Raw genomic sequence first — 12,646 nt, 5'->3', positions numbered from 1 at the left:
AAAATGAAAGCAGTAATCCTTGCAGGTGGCTCTGGAACAAGGCTCTGGCCTCTTTCAAGAAGAACTTTTCCTAAACAGTTTTTAAAATTAAATGGAAATAAATCACTTCTTCAGAAAACAGTAGAAAGATTTTTAAAAGTAGTTAACTCTGAAGATATAATTATTATGACCAATAAAGATTACAAATTTTTGGTTTTAGCAGAACTCAAAAACGCAGGTTTTAATATCCCTGAAAAGAATATTGTTCTTGAGCCTGCTATAAAAAATACTGCTCCTGCTATTGCACTTGCTATGAAATTTGCTTTAGAAAAAATGGAATCAAATCAAGAAGATGTTCTTTTTGTGTCACCTTCAGACCACATTATAAAACCTGAGGACAAATTTTTAAAATATCTTGAAAAAGCAGAAACATTGGCTAAAAAAGGCTATATAGTTACTTTTGGAATAAAACCCGAGAAACCAGAGACAGGATATGGCTATATTAAGGCTAAAAATAATGAACAAATTGATGAAATTAAGGAATTAAATGCTTTCCCTGTGGAAAAGTTTACAGAAAAACCAGATTTAAGGACTGCAAAAAAATACCTTTCTGAAGGAAATTATTTTTGGAATTCAGGAATGTTTTGTTTTGGTATAAAAACTATGCAGGAAGAATTTGCTAAATTTGAGCTTGAAATTGCCAAAATTTTTGATCTGAGTTTTGAAGAAACAGTTAAAAAATTTTCAGAACTCCCTGAAATTTCCATAGATTATGCAGTAATGGAAAAAACAAATAAAGCTGTAGTTTTACCACTTGATATTTACTGGAGTGATATTGGTTCATGGGCTGCAGTTTATGAAGCTTTGGATAAAGATGAGGCTCAAAATGTAAAAACTGGAGAGGTTATTTCGGTAGATACTAAAAATTCTCTTATACTTGGTAATAAAAGACTTGTTGTAGCTTGCGGAGTGGAAGATTTAGCAATTATTGATACAGATGATGCTATTTTAATCCTTAAAAAGGATATGTCTCAGAGGGTAAAGGATATAGTGAATTTGCTTAAGAAAGACGGACATCCAAGTGTGCTTGAGCATAAAACAGTTTTTAGACCCTGGGGAAGCTATACAGTTTTAGAAGAAGGAGCAAGATATAAAATAAAAAAGGTTGTGGTAAATCCAGGTGCTAAACTTAGTTTACAGATGCATTATCATCGTTCTGAACACTGGATTGTGGTAAGAGGAACTGCTAAAGTAACTGTTGGAGATAAAGAGATTTTTGTGCATGAAAATGAATCTGTATTTGTTCCCCCAACTACTCTGCATCGCATTGAAAATCCAGGTAGGATTCCTCTTGAAATAATTGAAGTTCAAAGTGGGGAGTATTTAGAAGAAGATGATATAGTGCGTTTTGATGATGTTTACGGAAGAAACAATGAAAATACCAAAAATTGATAATCAATCCATTTTTGGTATAAAAATAGATGAAAAAAAAGATAAAAAGTTTCGGGTCAACAGTTGGAGGTCAGGTTTTAATTTATTTTATAGTATTTGGTTTCATGATTATGCTCTTAAGGAAGTAAAGCAATAAAAATAAAATAAAGAGATAAGAACAAAATTCACAATTTAAGATCTGACCCTATTTTTCTTTTTTTATATTTTTATAGATTTAAAAGCTTGATTTTATGTAAAATTGTATTATACTAAAAGTGCAATTTTTAGGAGGTAAAAAAAAATGAAAACAAGAGCAAAGATTAACGAGGAAATAGAACCGAAGGTTACTATTACCATACGAATTCCTTTAAGGGAAAAAATCGCTTTAGTAGAGGAGGCAAAAAGAAAGAATATCACGGTTACAGAATTGATTAGAAGGGCGCTCCAAGAGACAATAGGGATTCAAAAGAAAACTACACAGTGGCCAAGACCAAGGGCTTTAGGGATAAGAGAATTTACAAGAAAAGACCTTTATGAATAAGATATTTTTGGATACAAATGTTCTTGTTTCTTCAATTGATACAACAAGGACAAATCATAAAAAGGCTCTTCGGTTGATAGAGAAAATCAAGAGAAAGGAACTTCAGGGATTTATTTCAACCCAAATTGTGGGTGAGTTTTATGTTTCTCTTACGCGAATCTTTAGAGGTATAAAAGCACCATTAACTCCAAAAGAAGCAAAGGAAGAAATTGAACAAATGTTATTCTCTGGTATATTCATTGTCCTTCCTGTCACAGAACTTGCTTTGAGAAGAAGCCTCATCCTTTCTTCTAAGAAAGGTATAAAAGGTGTAAATTTTTGGGATGTCGTAATAATAGCTACTATGTTAGAGAATGGAATATCAATTCTTTATACAGAAAATTTAAAAGATTTTAAAAAATTTACAGATGTGATTGTTGTAAAGGACTTGCAAGAAATTGAATAAAACAGTTGCGGGTAGGTCTTGATTTTTGAATTACGATGGTATATAGCCTTATGGTAAGAACACACGGAAAGAGCTTGTAATTAATGCTAACAAATAAGCATCGCTACATTGGGACGGTTGACAGCGCCCTACCGGGAGGGATATGCCACTAATTTCTAACAAACCCCTCCAGCGGACGGCGTTACACGCTGCTGCTGAGTTTAGGCGTTAGGTTGAAAAATTTTTGAAAAGTGTCAAAATTAAAATTGAAACTAAATTTATAGGGGAACAAGATGGAAATAATTTTAAAAGAGCAGGAACTTAAGCAACTGTTAGAAGAAATAATTTTTAAGATTTTTACAGAAAAGCGGGAAATGCTAAAAGAGATTATAGAGGAAGTTATAGAAGATATTGCCCTAAGTAAAGCTATTGAAGAGGGAAGAAAAAATGAATTTGTTAGTAAAAATGAGATTATGGATATAATCGAAAATGGACTTAAAGTTTGAAAATAGTTTTAAAAGAGACTTAAAGAAAATAAAAGATAAAGATATTTTAGAAGAGATTAAAAAGCTAATTGAAGAGTTAGAAAAAATTAAAGAATTGAAAGAGTTCAGAGGAGATCTGAAGAAATTGCGAAGTGGGAAGAATTTTTGGAGAATAAGGATAGGAGATTATAGGATAGGATTAGAAATTGAAGGTAATATTTTAATTTTTGTTCGAATTTTACCTCGGAAAGAGATTTATAAATATTTTCCATGAAAACTAACAACCCACTTCAGCAGACGGCATTACACGCCGCTGCTGAGCTTGGGTGTTAGAAAAAAATAAAAAAGATATTACAAAAGATGACTCTTGAAAAGTTTTTAAAAAAGTTACGGCAAGAAATTCCATATATTAAAGCCCATGAAGAAGATGACTGGGATTGGTATAATGAAGGAATAAAATTCCTTGAAAGAGGAGAATTAGAAAAAGCTGAAAAGAAATTTAAGGAATTAATATTATCTCAACCTGAACATCATGATGGATATGAAGGTTTAGCAAGAGTTTATATGAGGAAAGGAAGATTAGAAGAGGCACTATTTTTGATAGAAGAAGCTATTAAGTTAGCAGAGAAATTTTTAGAAGAGAGCAGTTTAGATATAGAAGTTTTAGAAGAGTTAAAACAGTTACGAGAGGAGATAAGAAGAATATAATCTAATCCTAACAACCCTCTTCAGCAGACGGGATAATTGTCCGTCACTGAGCTTGAGCGTTAGATTGAAAAATTTTTAAAGCATTCTAAAATAATTTAAATCAAGTATACCAATAATAAGCAGATTTCTTGGAATTCTTATTATGATGTATTACAAAGATCACTTACCACCCCACTTTCACGCTAAATATGGTGAATACGAAATTATTGTAGATATTAACTCTGGAGTTGTAGAAGGAAAGTTTCCCAAAAGAGCTTTACGATTAGTTTTAGAGTGGTATGAATTACATAAAGAGGAGTTATTAAAAAATTGGGAAAAAATGCAGAAGGGAGATCCTCCGGATCCTATACCACCTTTGGAGTAAGAGTATGTTTATAAAAATAAAAAAAGCCAAATATATCGGAGATTATAAACTAAAAGTAACTTTTAGTGATGGAAGTGAAGGAGTTGTAGATTTATTTAACACTTTAAAAGGCAAAATTTTTGAAAGTTTAAAAGACAAAAAAAATTTTATGAAATTTAAAGTAGATGAAGAATTAGGAACTATTGTATGGGAAAATGGAGCAGATTTAGCTCCTGAATATCTTTATTTCTTAGCTTTTAAAGATCGTAAAGATCTAAAGCCGAAATTTAAAGAGTGGAAATATATCTAACAACCCTCTTCAGCAGACGGGATAATTGCCCGCTACTGAGCTTAGGCGTTAGATTGAAAAATTTTTGAAAAAGATTAGAATTTTAAATAAGCACATAAATAAGTACAAAATTTAACTCAGGAGGTAAAATGCAGATTCAACTTAACAATTTAACAGTTGAAGACAAACTTAAACTAATAGAATTTATATGGAATGATTTATTAAAAACAGAAAAAGATGTTCCATCACCAGACTGGCATAAAGATGAATTATTAGTAAGAGAAAAAAGAGTAAAAGAAAATAAAGAAAAAATTTTAAGCTGGCAGGAAGCTAAAAAAGACATTTTGAAAATTGTTGATGAAAATAAAAATTCTTGAATCTGCTAAACAGGATTTATTGGAAGGTTATGCTTTTTATGAAAAACAAAAGGAAGGATTAGGTGATTATTTCTTAAATTCATTATTTTCTGACATTGAATCTCTACATTTATATGCAGGAGTTCATCAAAAGTTTTGGGGATTCTATAGAATGTTATCCAAAAGGTTTCCTTATGCAATATATTATAAACTTGAAAAGGATGAAGTTATAGTATATGCAATTTTAGATTGTAGGCAAGATCCTAAAAAAATTGAGAAAAGATTTAGAACCTAACAACTCATTTCAGCGGACCGGCGTATCCGTCCGCCGCTGAGCTTAGCCGTTAGATTGAAAAAATTCTGAAAAGTTTTAAAATAAAAAATAAAAAATTTTAAGGAGTATCCTATGCAAGTTTATGAAATAATTGAAAATATTAAAAAATTACCAGAAAAAGATTTAAAAATTCTTTTAAAATGGATAGAGGATTACGAACAAAAACTTTGGGATCAAGAATTTGAGAGAGATGTTAGATTAGGCAAACTGGATAAATTAGCAGAACAAGCTATTAAAGATTTCCAAGCAGGTAAATGTCGGGAGCTCTAAAACATTATGCAAGTCCGTCTTTTTGGGAAGAATACGAAAAATTGCCTGAAAATATAAAAAAATTAGCAGATAAAAACTTCGAACTTTTAAAGGAAAACCCATATTATCCCTCATTACATTTAAAGAAGGTCGGTAGATATTGGTCAGTTCAAGTGGGCAAAAAATATAGAGCTATCGGTATAGAAATTGATGAAGGTATTATTTGGTTTTGGATAGGAAAACATTCAGAATATGAAAAGATTATAAAAACCTAACAACCCACTTCAGCGGACGGCGTTACACGTTGCCGCTGAGTTTTGACGTTAGAAAAAATTAAATTTGTGAGGGAAGAAAATGAAAGTTACGGTAATAATAGAAAAAGATGAGTTTGGATACTATGCTTACTGTCCTGAACTAAAAGGCTGTCATACACAGGGAGATACTTTAGATGAAGTTCTACAAAATATCAAAGAAGCTGTAGAATTATATTTAGAAACTTTAGACGAAGAAGAAAAGAAAGTTTTATTAAACAAGGAGATTTTAACCACTTCTTTAGAGGTAAAAGTTGCCTAAACTACCAAGATTAACTGCTGTTGAAGCCGAAAAGTTATTATTACAGGCTGGTTTTAAATTAATTAGAAGCAAAGGAAGTCATAGAATTTATATAAAAGGAAATAAACGCTTTGTTTTACCTTTCCATAGCGGAAAGACATTACATCCTAAAATTGTAAAGCAATTATTTGAAATTATTGATAAAGGAAAAGAAAATTTACTCTAACAACCCTCTTCAGCAGACGGGATAATTGCCCGCTACTGAGCTTAGGCGTTAGATTGAAAAATTTTTAAAAAAGATTAGAATTTTAAATAAGCACATAACCCAGTCGAGGTAAAAAAATGAAACTTAAAATCGTTTTAGAACCAAGTGAAGATGGTGGATATACTGTATATGTTCCGAGTTTGCCAGGATGTATTAGTGAAGGTGATACTGTAGAAGAGGCTATTAAAAACATCAAAGAAGCAATAGAGTTATATCTTGAACCAGTAGAAGATGATTTAATTCCTTTTGCAGAAAAAAAAGCCGAAATAATTGAGTTAACTTTATGAGTAAAATTCCCAGTTTAAATTATATTAATAGTACCTGCCCACAAACCGATTAAAAGATCAACTTTGTCTCATATACTAAAACAGGCAGGATTAAGTATGGAAGAATTTTTGCAACTTTTATAATCCTAACAACCCACTTCAGCGGACGGTGTCACACGCCATTGTTGAGTTTGAGCGTTAAAAAAATTCATTAAAAAATACTTGTAAAATAAGGAATTTGTAGTTTATTATTTAAGTATGAAATATAAACTTACAGCTATAATTCAAAAAGAAGATGATATGTTTGTAGCGTTATGTCCTGAATTGGATATAGCAAGTCAGGGTTATACAATTGAAGAAGCAAAAAAGAATTTAGAAGAAGCTGTAACTCTTTTTTTTGAGTGTGCATCACCTGAAGAAATAAAAGAAAGATTAAAAGAGGAAATATATATATCTCCTTTTGAGGTATCAATTGTCGAAGCTGAAAGTCCTTTCTGGCAGAGAAGTTTGTAAGATACTTCAAAAATATGGGTTTAAAGAGGTAAGAAAAAAGGGAAGTCATATAGTAATGCAAAAACAAATTGGAAAAAGTACTATTACAGTTCCTGTCCCAGACCATAAAGAAATTAAAAAAGGGACGTTAATGTCTATTATAAGACAGTCCGGGCTACCAAGAGAAGAATTTGAAACAGATTAACCTTTAACAACCCTCTCCAGCAGACGACCTTCCCGCCTGCTGCTGAGTTTTGGCGTTAGATTGAAAAATTATCAAAAAGTCTTAAAATGAAAATCAAAAAGCTTTGGAGAAAAAATTATGCTTGGATTATCCTTAAATAACATAGAACAAAGACTGTCAAATCTTACTATAGAAGAATTATTAGAGCTTGAAGAAAAGATAGTGAAAATATTAAAGAAAAAAATTAAAGAAAAAAGATCTGAGGATTGGAAAAAAGATTTTTTAAGTATTTCAGTATGGGATCATTTAGAAAATGAGGTTGAAGTAAGAATAGATAAATTGAAAATAGAAACAATTTAAATAATACTTCCTAGTTGATACCAGCATAATAATAGAATTTTTGCGGAAACAAAAGAAACAAAATAGTTATTTATGGAAACTAAAAGAGTTAGATTTTAATTGTTTTATTTCAACTATAACTGTGTTTGAGTTATACGCCGGAGCTATCACCAAGAGGCACAAGGAAGATTTAGAAAAATTACTGAAGTGATTGGAAATAATACCGTTTACAAATGAGATAGCTCAATGTTCTGCTGAGATTTATAAAGAACTGAAGCTTAATAATCAACTAATAGAGTTTAGAGATATTTTTATAGGAGCAACAGCTTTAGAAATGAAGTTCCCAATAATAACATTGAATGAAGCACATTTAAACGAATTAAAGGGATAAAGATATATAATAGAAATAACCTCTAACAATCCCCTTCAGCAGACGACCTTCCCGCCTGCTGCTGAGTTTTGACGGTAGAAAAGTTTAAAGAATATGCTAAAATGAAGATAGCAAGAAATTTAAAACTTAAGAGATAAAAAAGGAGAAAATTATGCGAGTTATTTTAGAAGTTGAAAATAATAAAGAAGGAAGAGCTTTAATAAGCTTTTTAAAACGATTACCTTTCGTTAAAATACGAGAATCTCAAAAATCTAAAAAAGGACACAAATTGGAGGAAATTTTTGGTATTTGGAAAGATAGAGATATTACTAAAGAAAGATTAAGAGAAAAAGCATGGAGAATGTAAAAATTTTATGTGATACAGATGTAATTATAGAATACTTAAAGGGCAACGAAACTACAAAAAAGATTTTTGATAAATTAGAAAGGACAAATATAGCATTAAGTGCTATTACACTAATGGAATTATATTATGGCACACTTAACAAGAGAGAATTAAATAAAATCAAGTGAATTTGCTTAAGAAAGACGGACATCCAAGTGTGCTTAAGTATAAAACAGTTTCTTAGACCCTGGGGGAGCTATACAGTTTCGCATCGCTTTGAGAATCCAGGTAAGATTCCTTCAGAAATAATTGAGGTGCAAAGCGTAGAATATTTAGAAAAAAAATGATATAATAAGAATTGATGATATTTATGGGAGACATGAATAATTTTTAAATTAAAAGAGAAGGTATAAAAACTATGGCTAAGATTTTAGTTACAGGTGGAGCAGGATATATTGGTTCTCATGTAGTTAAACTTTTAGGAGAAAAAGGATATGACATTCTTACTTATGACAATCTTTCAACAGGGCATGAATGGGCGGTACTTTATGGTAAATTAATAAAAGCTGATCTTGCAGATAAAGAAACGCTGAGAAAAGTTTTCAAAGAATTCAAGCCAGATGCAGTTATGCACTTTGCAGCTTCTATTGTTGTTCCTGAAAGTGTTAGAGACCCTTTAAAATATTATAGAAATAATGTGGTAAATACCTTAAATCTTCTTGAAGTTATGGAAGAAGTTGGAGTTAAAAATTTTATATTTTCCTCATCTGCTGCAGTTTACGGTGTTCCTGAAAAAATACCCATTCCAGAAACAGAACCTTTAAATCCAATAAATCCCTATGGAGAAACAAAAGCAACTGTAGAGAGGATTCTTAGAAATTTAACAAATTCTGGAAATGGTTTTAAATATGTGTCTTTAAGATATTTTAATGTTGCAGGGGCAGATCCTGAAGGAAAAATAGGATTTGCCTATCCAGAGCCCACTCATCTGATAATAAGAGCATTAAAAACAGCAAAAGGAGAATTTGAAAAACTTGAAATATACGGAACTGATTATCCTACTCCTGATGGGACATGTGTAAGAGATTATATACATGTAATGGATATAGCAGAAGCTCATCTTATAGCACTTGAATATCTTCTTGATGGTGGAGAGAGTGAAGTTTTGAATTGTGGATATGGAAGAGGCTTTTCTGTTAGAGAGGTTATAGAAACTGTAAAAAAAGTAACAGGAATAAACTTTAAAGTGGTGGAAGCACCGAGAAGACCTGGAGATCCTGCGGTTCTTATTGCAGATAACTCAAAAATAAAGAAAAAATTCAGCTGGAAGCCAAAATATGATAATCTTGAGTTTATAATAAAAACAGCCTGGAATTGGGAATGTATTAAAAATAGAGATAATTTATGATTAAATACGCTGCTATAGCTTTTTTCCTGTCATTTTTTCTAAATGTTCTTATTATTCATTTTTCTAAAAAAATAAAGATTTTAATAACAGATCATTTGCATATTGGTCCTCAGACTTTTCATGTTGTCCCAACTCCCAGAATTGGTGGTTTTGCAATTTTTATAGGAGTTTCTATAGCTTTACTTGCAGCATATTTAAGGGCAGAACATTTCTCTTCTAATTTTGCTTATTTAATTTTAATTTCTCTTCCTGCATTTTTAGCTGGATTTTTGGAAGACCTTACAGGAAAGCTCAAGCCCAGAATAAGGATACTTTTAATAACTTTTTCTGCGATTTTAGCTTATTTAGTAATTAATATATCTATCACACGGCTTGACATACCTTTTATAGATAAATTTATTCAGATTTCGGCTCTTTCTTTTTTGTTTACTGTTTTTGCTCTGGTAGGAATTTCTAATGCTATAAATATTATAGATGGTTTCAATGGACTTGCCAGTATGGTAGCTATGATGATTTTTATGGCTATAGCTTATGTGGCTTATAAATTAGGAGATTATGAAATAACCAGTATTTGTGTTGTTTCAACTTTTGCATTACTTGGTTTTTTTCTGTTAAATTATCCTTTTGGATTAATATTTTTAGGAGATGGAGGAGCTTATTTTACAGGATTTTTGATAGGAATATGCAGTATTTTACTTGTAAAAAAGCATTCCGAGGTTTCGGCCTGGTTTGCACTTTTAGTAAATATTTATCCTGTATATGAGACTATATTTTCTATATATAGAAGAAAAATATTAGCAAAACGATCTGCTATGGAACCTGATGGAATTCATTTACATACTATTTTTTACAAAATTTTAATAAAAAAGCTACTTGGGGTAGATAAGCCAGAATATAGGAATCCTACTACTTCTGTTTTTCTCTGGGTATTAAATGCATTTGGAGTGGTTCCAGCTCTTATTTTTTGGGATAATACCAAGATTTTAATTTTATGCTCTTTTATTTTTGTAGTTTTATATACTTATCTTTACTGGAAGATTTTAAATTTAAAAAGGTTTAAAATTTATAAGTAAAACTTATTCTGTTTGTACTGGTAGCTGATAGTGGTACAATACCCCCAAATTTTGGGCACTCTAAATGCTTTATTTAAAATTTTAGTACAATTCGAGAGTGTAAATAGCAAATTTAGGAAAGCAGCAGAAGATATATGGCAGCTATGGAGCTGGAACGTAAATGGATTAAGATTAAGGATTGGCCACATATCTACAGCCAGATAGTGATTTTATTTGAAGATAAAGTATAATAAAATTTACACAAATGGATGGACAGTCCTAAAATTTTAGTTGAAAAGAGTGTAGAAGCTGGTTAAAATAATATTACCAAGGAATAGAAAAACTATTTAAAGGGAAGAAGTTGTTTTAGATGTGGATAAAGACAGTGATCCTAACCTTAAACACAGTGTTTATAGAGAGGATATATAATGGTGCGAAGCTTAAGAAGACTTCTTCATTTTACAAGATTGATCATTTATCAAAAGGAAAAGTAGAGGAGTGGTTAAAGATTGAAGGATTTAGCGAAAAGGAGATAGAATTAATATGGGATTATTATGGAGGGTGTATAGCGGATATTTTAAAGGTTTTAGAGGTGTGTAAAAAAGGAGTGAATTTGAAAGAGTTTTTAGAGCATGAAGCATGGCTTGCATATACGGAGATAGACGAATTTTTTAGAAAAGTGGTAAAAGAAATAGTAGAAAAAGGCTATTATAGTATTAGAGGATTAAAAGAGGATAAGAGGAAATTTCTACAGAAGTGGGCGGAGAGGGAGATTTTATTTTACTATCCTCTTGAACTAAGGGTGACAGGGAATAGCCGGATATACGAAAAAGGGATAGAACTTTTACTTGAAAGGGTGTAACTTATTAAAAAGAATTTAGAGGAGTAAAGTCATGCCATTTTACAATCGAGAGAGATATATAAAGGAGATGAAAGCAGTTTTGAGCGGGGAGCCGAATTTTGTTTATTTTGTGTATGGGCCGATAAATAGTGGAAAAACAGCCCTTCTTATAAAGGTATTTGAGGAACTCCCTGAAAATTATAGGGTGTTTTACATAAATTTTAGGTGGAGGTATGTAGCAGATATTAACAATTTATTACAGGTGCTTTTTGATATAAGGAGGGGTGAGTATCAGGAAGATATACGGGAGATAATAACGGAGTTTTTTAAGGAGAGCGCACGGGCGGTGAAAAGATTTAAGGGGATACCTATTCCTGAAAGGATATTTGATGTAATTTTTGGTGAGAAAAAGGTGGAGAATATATTTAAGTATTTAGAGGGAATATTTGAGGGTATAAGAGAGTGTGGAGATGTGCCTGTGTTTGTGCTTGATGAGATGCAGAGTATAAAGGAGGTGATAAACACTGTAGGGAAACCTGTGATTCATGAGTTGTTTAATTTTTTAGTAGGAATGACAAAGGAAACGCATTTATGTCACTGTTTGTGTGCGACGAGTGATTGTTTGTTTATAGAGGATGTGTATAGTAATGCTCGGCTTGAGGGTAGGGCAAAGTACATTCTTGTGGATGATTTGGGGAAGGAGGAGGCTTTTAGGGTGTATGAAGAATTTGGTTTTGGAAATAAAGAGCTTGTGTGGGATTATATAGGTGGGAAGATAGGGGATATGGTAAGTTTGTTTGAGGAGAAGAAAAGGAGCTATAAGGAGGAAGAGGCTTTAAAGAGGATGCTTAAGAATGAAAGGGCAAGGCTTGAGTGGATTAAGCTTAAGAAACTCAAAAAAAGAGAGGATGGCAAAGAGATCTGGAGCCTTCTTTTAAATTTTAAGGAGCATTGGGAGACAACAAAGAATCAGTTTGAAGAACATTTTGATAAGCTACTTTTTTGGATAGAGGAAAATGTACTTTTTTACAATCCGATGGAGGGGACAGTTAGACCCCAGAGCAGGCTTTTATGGAGGGCGATAAAGGAGGTAGTATGAGGATAGGTGAAGGCTATATATTATAGGATTGAAGTTTGGGAATAAATGTTGTTAGCTTATTAAATGTTGAGCATTTGTGGATACACATATAGCTTTACTTTGTGAGGTAGATTATAAAAAATTGCACAAACAAGAGAGCACTTTCAATGTATACGAAGAACACAATAGAGAGTGTGAATAGCAAATTTAGGAAAGCAACAGCAGATATATAGCAGCTATGGAGCTGGAACGTAAATGGACCAAGATTAAGGATTGGCCACATGTCTACAGCCAGATAGTGATTTTATTTGAGG

General features: G+C 31.7%; 26 protein-coding genes and 3 pseudogenes. All 29 read left to right on the top strand.

Translation table 11 applies throughout. The features are described 5' to 3' along the window. Positions 1 to 3 precede the first annotated feature (3 nt). The 29 genes and pseudogenes from CC87_RS04015 (at position 4) to CC87_RS03895 (ending at position 12,353) form a co-directional block, all read left to right on the top strand. The gene (locus tag CC87_RS04015; protein WP_038056443.1) at positions 4 to 1,431 is read left to right on the top strand and encodes a mannose-1-phosphate guanylyltransferase/mannose-6-phosphate isomerase; all 1,428 of its coding nucleotides are present in this window, start codon (positions 4 to 6) and stop codon (positions 1,429 to 1,431) included. Beyond that, positions 1,412 to 1,567, top strand: a complete 156-nt coding sequence (locus CC87_RS09015) for a hypothetical protein (protein WP_156955574.1) — start codon at positions 1,412 to 1,414, stop codon at positions 1,565 to 1,567. The genes CC87_RS04015 and CC87_RS09015 overlap by 20 nt, the downstream gene beginning before the upstream one ends. A 144-nt stretch (positions 1,568 to 1,711) precedes the next feature. Continuing rightward, the gene (locus tag CC87_RS04010; protein WP_038056442.1) at positions 1,712 to 1,951 is read left to right on the top strand and encodes a hypothetical protein; all 240 of its coding nucleotides are present in this window, start codon (positions 1,712 to 1,714) and stop codon (positions 1,949 to 1,951) included. Further along, on the top strand, positions 1,944 to 2,396 hold the full coding sequence (locus CC87_RS04005) for a PIN domain-containing protein (protein ID WP_038056441.1): 453 nt from the start codon (positions 1,944 to 1,946) through the stop codon (positions 2,394 to 2,396). Before CC87_RS04010 ends, CC87_RS04005 begins: the two co-directional genes overlap by 8 nt. Before the next feature lie 272 nt (positions 2,397 to 2,668). Beyond that, complete coding sequence (locus tag CC87_RS04000; protein ID WP_051920539.1) at positions 2,669 to 2,881, top strand: hypothetical protein; 213 nt, start codon at positions 2,669 to 2,671, stop codon at positions 2,879 to 2,881. Then, complete coding sequence (locus CC87_RS03995; RefSeq protein WP_038056440.1) at positions 2,865 to 3,134, top strand: type II toxin-antitoxin system RelE family toxin; 270 nt, start codon at positions 2,865 to 2,867, stop codon at positions 3,132 to 3,134. The genes CC87_RS04000 and CC87_RS03995 overlap by 17 nt, the downstream gene beginning before the upstream one ends. Positions 3,135 to 3,220: 86 nt before the next feature. After that, positions 3,221 to 3,568 carry a tetratricopeptide repeat protein gene (locus tag CC87_RS03990; protein WP_038056438.1) on the top strand — a complete coding sequence of 116 codons (348 nt, stop codon included), beginning with the start codon at positions 3,221 to 3,223 and terminating at the stop codon, positions 3,566 to 3,568. 106 nt (positions 3,569 to 3,674) lie between these two features. Next, positions 3,675 to 3,932, top strand: a complete 258-nt coding sequence (locus CC87_RS03985) for a DUF4160 domain-containing protein (protein ID WP_038056436.1) — start codon at positions 3,675 to 3,677, stop codon at positions 3,930 to 3,932. A 4-nt stretch (positions 3,933 to 3,936) separates the two neighbouring features. Continuing rightward, positions 3,937 to 4,221, top strand: a complete 285-nt coding sequence (locus CC87_RS03980) for a DUF2442 domain-containing protein (protein ID WP_038056434.1) — start codon at positions 3,937 to 3,939, stop codon at positions 4,219 to 4,221. A 128-nt stretch (positions 4,222 to 4,349) separates the two neighbouring features. Beyond that, on the top strand, positions 4,350 to 4,577 hold the full coding sequence (locus tag CC87_RS03975) for an addiction module protein (RefSeq protein ID WP_038056432.1): 228 nt from the start codon (positions 4,350 to 4,352) through the stop codon (positions 4,575 to 4,577). Then, positions 4,558 to 4,851: a type II toxin-antitoxin system RelE/ParE family toxin gene (locus CC87_RS03970; RefSeq protein ID WP_038056430.1), complete on the top strand. Its 294-nt coding sequence runs from the start codon at positions 4,558 to 4,560 to the stop codon at positions 4,849 to 4,851. The genes CC87_RS03975 and CC87_RS03970 overlap by 20 nt, the downstream gene beginning before the upstream one ends. 111 nt (positions 4,852 to 4,962) lie before the next feature. Then, a complete protein-coding gene (locus CC87_RS03965) occupies positions 4,963 to 5,160 on the top strand; it encodes a hypothetical protein (RefSeq protein ID WP_038056428.1) in 198 nt (65 codons plus the stop codon). After that, complete coding sequence (locus CC87_RS03960) at positions 5,145 to 5,414, top strand: type II toxin-antitoxin system RelE family toxin (RefSeq protein WP_038056426.1); 270 nt, start codon at positions 5,145 to 5,147, stop codon at positions 5,412 to 5,414. Before CC87_RS03965 ends, CC87_RS03960 begins: the two co-directional genes overlap by 16 nt. Before the next feature lie 79 nt (positions 5,415 to 5,493). Further along, a complete protein-coding gene (locus CC87_RS03955; protein WP_038056423.1) occupies positions 5,494 to 5,712 on the top strand; it encodes a type II toxin-antitoxin system HicB family antitoxin in 219 nt (72 codons plus the stop codon). After that, a complete protein-coding gene (locus CC87_RS03950; RefSeq protein ID WP_038056421.1) occupies positions 5,705 to 5,917 on the top strand; it encodes a type II toxin-antitoxin system HicA family toxin in 213 nt (70 codons plus the stop codon). Before CC87_RS03955 ends, CC87_RS03950 begins: the two co-directional genes overlap by 8 nt. A 116-nt stretch (positions 5,918 to 6,033) precedes the next feature. Then, positions 6,034 to 6,243: a type II toxin-antitoxin system HicB family antitoxin gene (locus tag CC87_RS03945; RefSeq protein ID WP_038056419.1), complete on the top strand. Its 210-nt coding sequence runs from the start codon at positions 6,034 to 6,036 to the stop codon at positions 6,241 to 6,243. 24 nt (positions 6,244 to 6,267) lie between these two features. Then, positions 6,268 to 6,366: pseudogene (locus CC87_RS09425) on the top strand (type II toxin-antitoxin system HicA family toxin); the annotation flags it as partial. Positions 6,367 to 6,480: 114 nt separating this feature from the next. Next, positions 6,481 to 6,735, top strand: coding sequence for a type II toxin-antitoxin system HicB family antitoxin (locus tag CC87_RS03940; protein WP_051920537.1), 255 nt, complete (start codon positions 6,481 to 6,483; stop codon positions 6,733 to 6,735). Further along, entirely contained in the window at positions 6,695 to 6,919 is a 225-nt protein-coding gene (locus CC87_RS03935; RefSeq protein ID WP_038056417.1) for a type II toxin-antitoxin system HicA family toxin, read from the top strand. Before CC87_RS03940 ends, CC87_RS03935 begins: the two co-directional genes overlap by 41 nt. 117 nt (positions 6,920 to 7,036) lie before the next feature. After that, positions 7,037 to 7,258 (top strand): hypothetical protein, encoded by a 222-nt coding sequence (locus CC87_RS03930; RefSeq protein ID WP_038056413.1) that lies wholly within the window; start codon positions 7,037 to 7,039, stop codon positions 7,256 to 7,258. 22 nt (positions 7,259 to 7,280) lie between these two features. Continuing rightward, positions 7,281 to 7,448 (top strand): annotated as a pseudogene (locus tag CC87_RS09420) (PIN domain-containing protein); the annotation flags it as partial. Beyond that, entirely contained in the window at positions 7,449 to 7,628 is a 180-nt protein-coding gene (locus tag CC87_RS03925; RefSeq protein ID WP_038056411.1) for a type II toxin-antitoxin system VapC family toxin, read from the top strand. 151 nt (positions 7,629 to 7,779) lie between these two features. After that, positions 7,780 to 7,974: a hypothetical protein gene (locus CC87_RS03920; protein WP_038056409.1), complete on the top strand. Its 195-nt coding sequence runs from the start codon at positions 7,780 to 7,782 to the stop codon at positions 7,972 to 7,974. After that, on the top strand, positions 7,962 to 8,141 hold the full coding sequence (locus CC87_RS03915; protein ID WP_038056407.1) for a PIN domain-containing protein: 180 nt from the start codon (positions 7,962 to 7,964) through the stop codon (positions 8,139 to 8,141). Before CC87_RS03920 ends, CC87_RS03915 begins: the two co-directional genes overlap by 13 nt. A 75-nt stretch (positions 8,142 to 8,216) precedes the next feature. Then, positions 8,217 to 8,340: pseudogene (locus tag CC87_RS09415) on the top strand (hypothetical protein); the annotation flags it as partial. A 31-nt stretch (positions 8,341 to 8,371) separates the two neighbouring features. After that, entirely contained in the window at positions 8,372 to 9,361 is a 990-nt protein-coding gene (gene galE, locus CC87_RS03910; protein ID WP_038056405.1) for a UDP-glucose 4-epimerase GalE, read from the top strand. Then, the gene (locus tag CC87_RS03905) at positions 9,358 to 10,434 is read left to right on the top strand and encodes a glycosyltransferase family 4 protein (RefSeq protein ID WP_038056402.1); all 1,077 of its coding nucleotides are present in this window, start codon (positions 9,358 to 9,360) and stop codon (positions 10,432 to 10,434) included. Before galE ends, CC87_RS03905 begins: the two co-directional genes overlap by 4 nt. 349 nt (positions 10,435 to 10,783) lie before the next feature. Then, a complete protein-coding gene (locus CC87_RS03900) occupies positions 10,784 to 11,275 on the top strand; it encodes a hypothetical protein (protein ID WP_038056400.1) in 492 nt (163 codons plus the stop codon). 31 nt (positions 11,276 to 11,306) lie between these two features. Beyond that, on the top strand, positions 11,307 to 12,353 hold the full coding sequence (locus CC87_RS03895) for an ATP-binding protein (RefSeq protein WP_038056398.1): 1,047 nt from the start codon (positions 11,307 to 11,309) through the stop codon (positions 12,351 to 12,353). Positions 12,354 to 12,646 lie beyond the last annotated feature (293 nt).

The organism is Thermodesulfobacterium hydrogeniphilum, from assembly GCF_000746255.1.
GTDB lineage: Bacteria > Desulfobacterota > Thermodesulfobacteria > Thermodesulfobacteriales > Thermodesulfobacteriaceae > Thermodesulfobacterium > Thermodesulfobacterium hydrogeniphilum.
The sequence above is the reverse complement of the archived record's forward strand: the minus strand, read 5'-3'. Positions and strand labels throughout refer to the sequence as shown.

Excerpts from the sequence above, each read along its gene's own strand:
- CC87_RS03990 (WP_038056438.1), top strand. The coding sequence starts at position 3,221 with ATGACTCTTGAAAAGTTTTTAAAAAAGTTACGGCAAGAAATTCCATAT.
- CC87_RS03895 (WP_038056398.1), top strand. The coding sequence starts at position 11,307 with ATGCCATTTTACAATCGAGAGAGATATATAAAGGAGATGAAAGCAGTT.
- CC87_RS03955 (WP_038056423.1), top strand. The coding sequence starts at position 5,494 with ATGAAAGTTACGGTAATAATAGAAAAAGATGAGTTTGGATACTATGCT.
- CC87_RS04015 (WP_038056443.1), top strand. The coding sequence starts at position 4 with ATGAAAGCAGTAATCCTTGCAGGTGGCTCTGGAACAAGGCTCTGGCCT.
- CC87_RS03965 (WP_038056428.1), top strand. The coding sequence starts at position 4,963 with ATGCAAGTTTATGAAATAATTGAAAATATTAAAAAATTACCAGAAAAA.
- CC87_RS03970 (WP_038056430.1), top strand. The coding sequence starts at position 4,558 with ATGAAAATAAAAATTCTTGAATCTGCTAAACAGGATTTATTGGAAGGT.
- galE (WP_038056405.1), top strand. The coding sequence starts at position 8,372 with ATGGCTAAGATTTTAGTTACAGGTGGAGCAGGATATATTGGTTCTCAT.
- CC87_RS03930 (WP_038056413.1), top strand. The coding sequence starts at position 7,037 with ATGCTTGGATTATCCTTAAATAACATAGAACAAAGACTGTCAAATCTT.
- CC87_RS03905 (WP_038056402.1), top strand. The coding sequence starts at position 9,358 with ATGATTAAATACGCTGCTATAGCTTTTTTCCTGTCATTTTTTCTAAAT.
- CC87_RS04000 (WP_051920539.1), top strand. The coding sequence starts at position 2,669 with ATGGAAATAATTTTAAAAGAGCAGGAACTTAAGCAACTGTTAGAAGAA.
- CC87_RS04005 (WP_038056441.1), top strand. The coding sequence starts at position 1,944 with ATGAATAAGATATTTTTGGATACAAATGTTCTTGTTTCTTCAATTGAT.
- CC87_RS09015 (WP_156955574.1), top strand. The coding sequence starts at position 1,412 with ATGAAAATACCAAAAATTGATAATCAATCCATTTTTGGTATAAAAATA.
- CC87_RS03915 (WP_038056407.1), top strand. The coding sequence starts at position 7,962 with ATGGAGAATGTAAAAATTTTATGTGATACAGATGTAATTATAGAATAC.
- CC87_RS04010 (WP_038056442.1), top strand. The coding sequence starts at position 1,712 with ATGAAAACAAGAGCAAAGATTAACGAGGAAATAGAACCGAAGGTTACT.
- CC87_RS03975 (WP_038056432.1), top strand. The coding sequence starts at position 4,350 with ATGCAGATTCAACTTAACAATTTAACAGTTGAAGACAAACTTAAACTA.
- CC87_RS03920 (WP_038056409.1), top strand. The coding sequence starts at position 7,780 with ATGCGAGTTATTTTAGAAGTTGAAAATAATAAAGAAGGAAGAGCTTTA.
- CC87_RS03940 (WP_051920537.1), top strand. The coding sequence starts at position 6,481 with ATGAAATATAAACTTACAGCTATAATTCAAAAAGAAGATGATATGTTT.
- CC87_RS03900 (WP_038056400.1), top strand. The coding sequence starts at position 10,784 with ATGTGGATAAAGACAGTGATCCTAACCTTAAACACAGTGTTTATAGAG.
- CC87_RS03995 (WP_038056440.1), top strand. The coding sequence starts at position 2,865 with ATGGACTTAAAGTTTGAAAATAGTTTTAAAAGAGACTTAAAGAAAATA.
- CC87_RS03980 (WP_038056434.1), top strand. The coding sequence starts at position 3,937 with ATGTTTATAAAAATAAAAAAAGCCAAATATATCGGAGATTATAAACTA.
- CC87_RS03945 (WP_038056419.1), top strand. The coding sequence starts at position 6,034 with ATGAAACTTAAAATCGTTTTAGAACCAAGTGAAGATGGTGGATATACT.
- CC87_RS03960 (WP_038056426.1), top strand. The coding sequence starts at position 5,145 with ATGTCGGGAGCTCTAAAACATTATGCAAGTCCGTCTTTTTGGGAAGAA.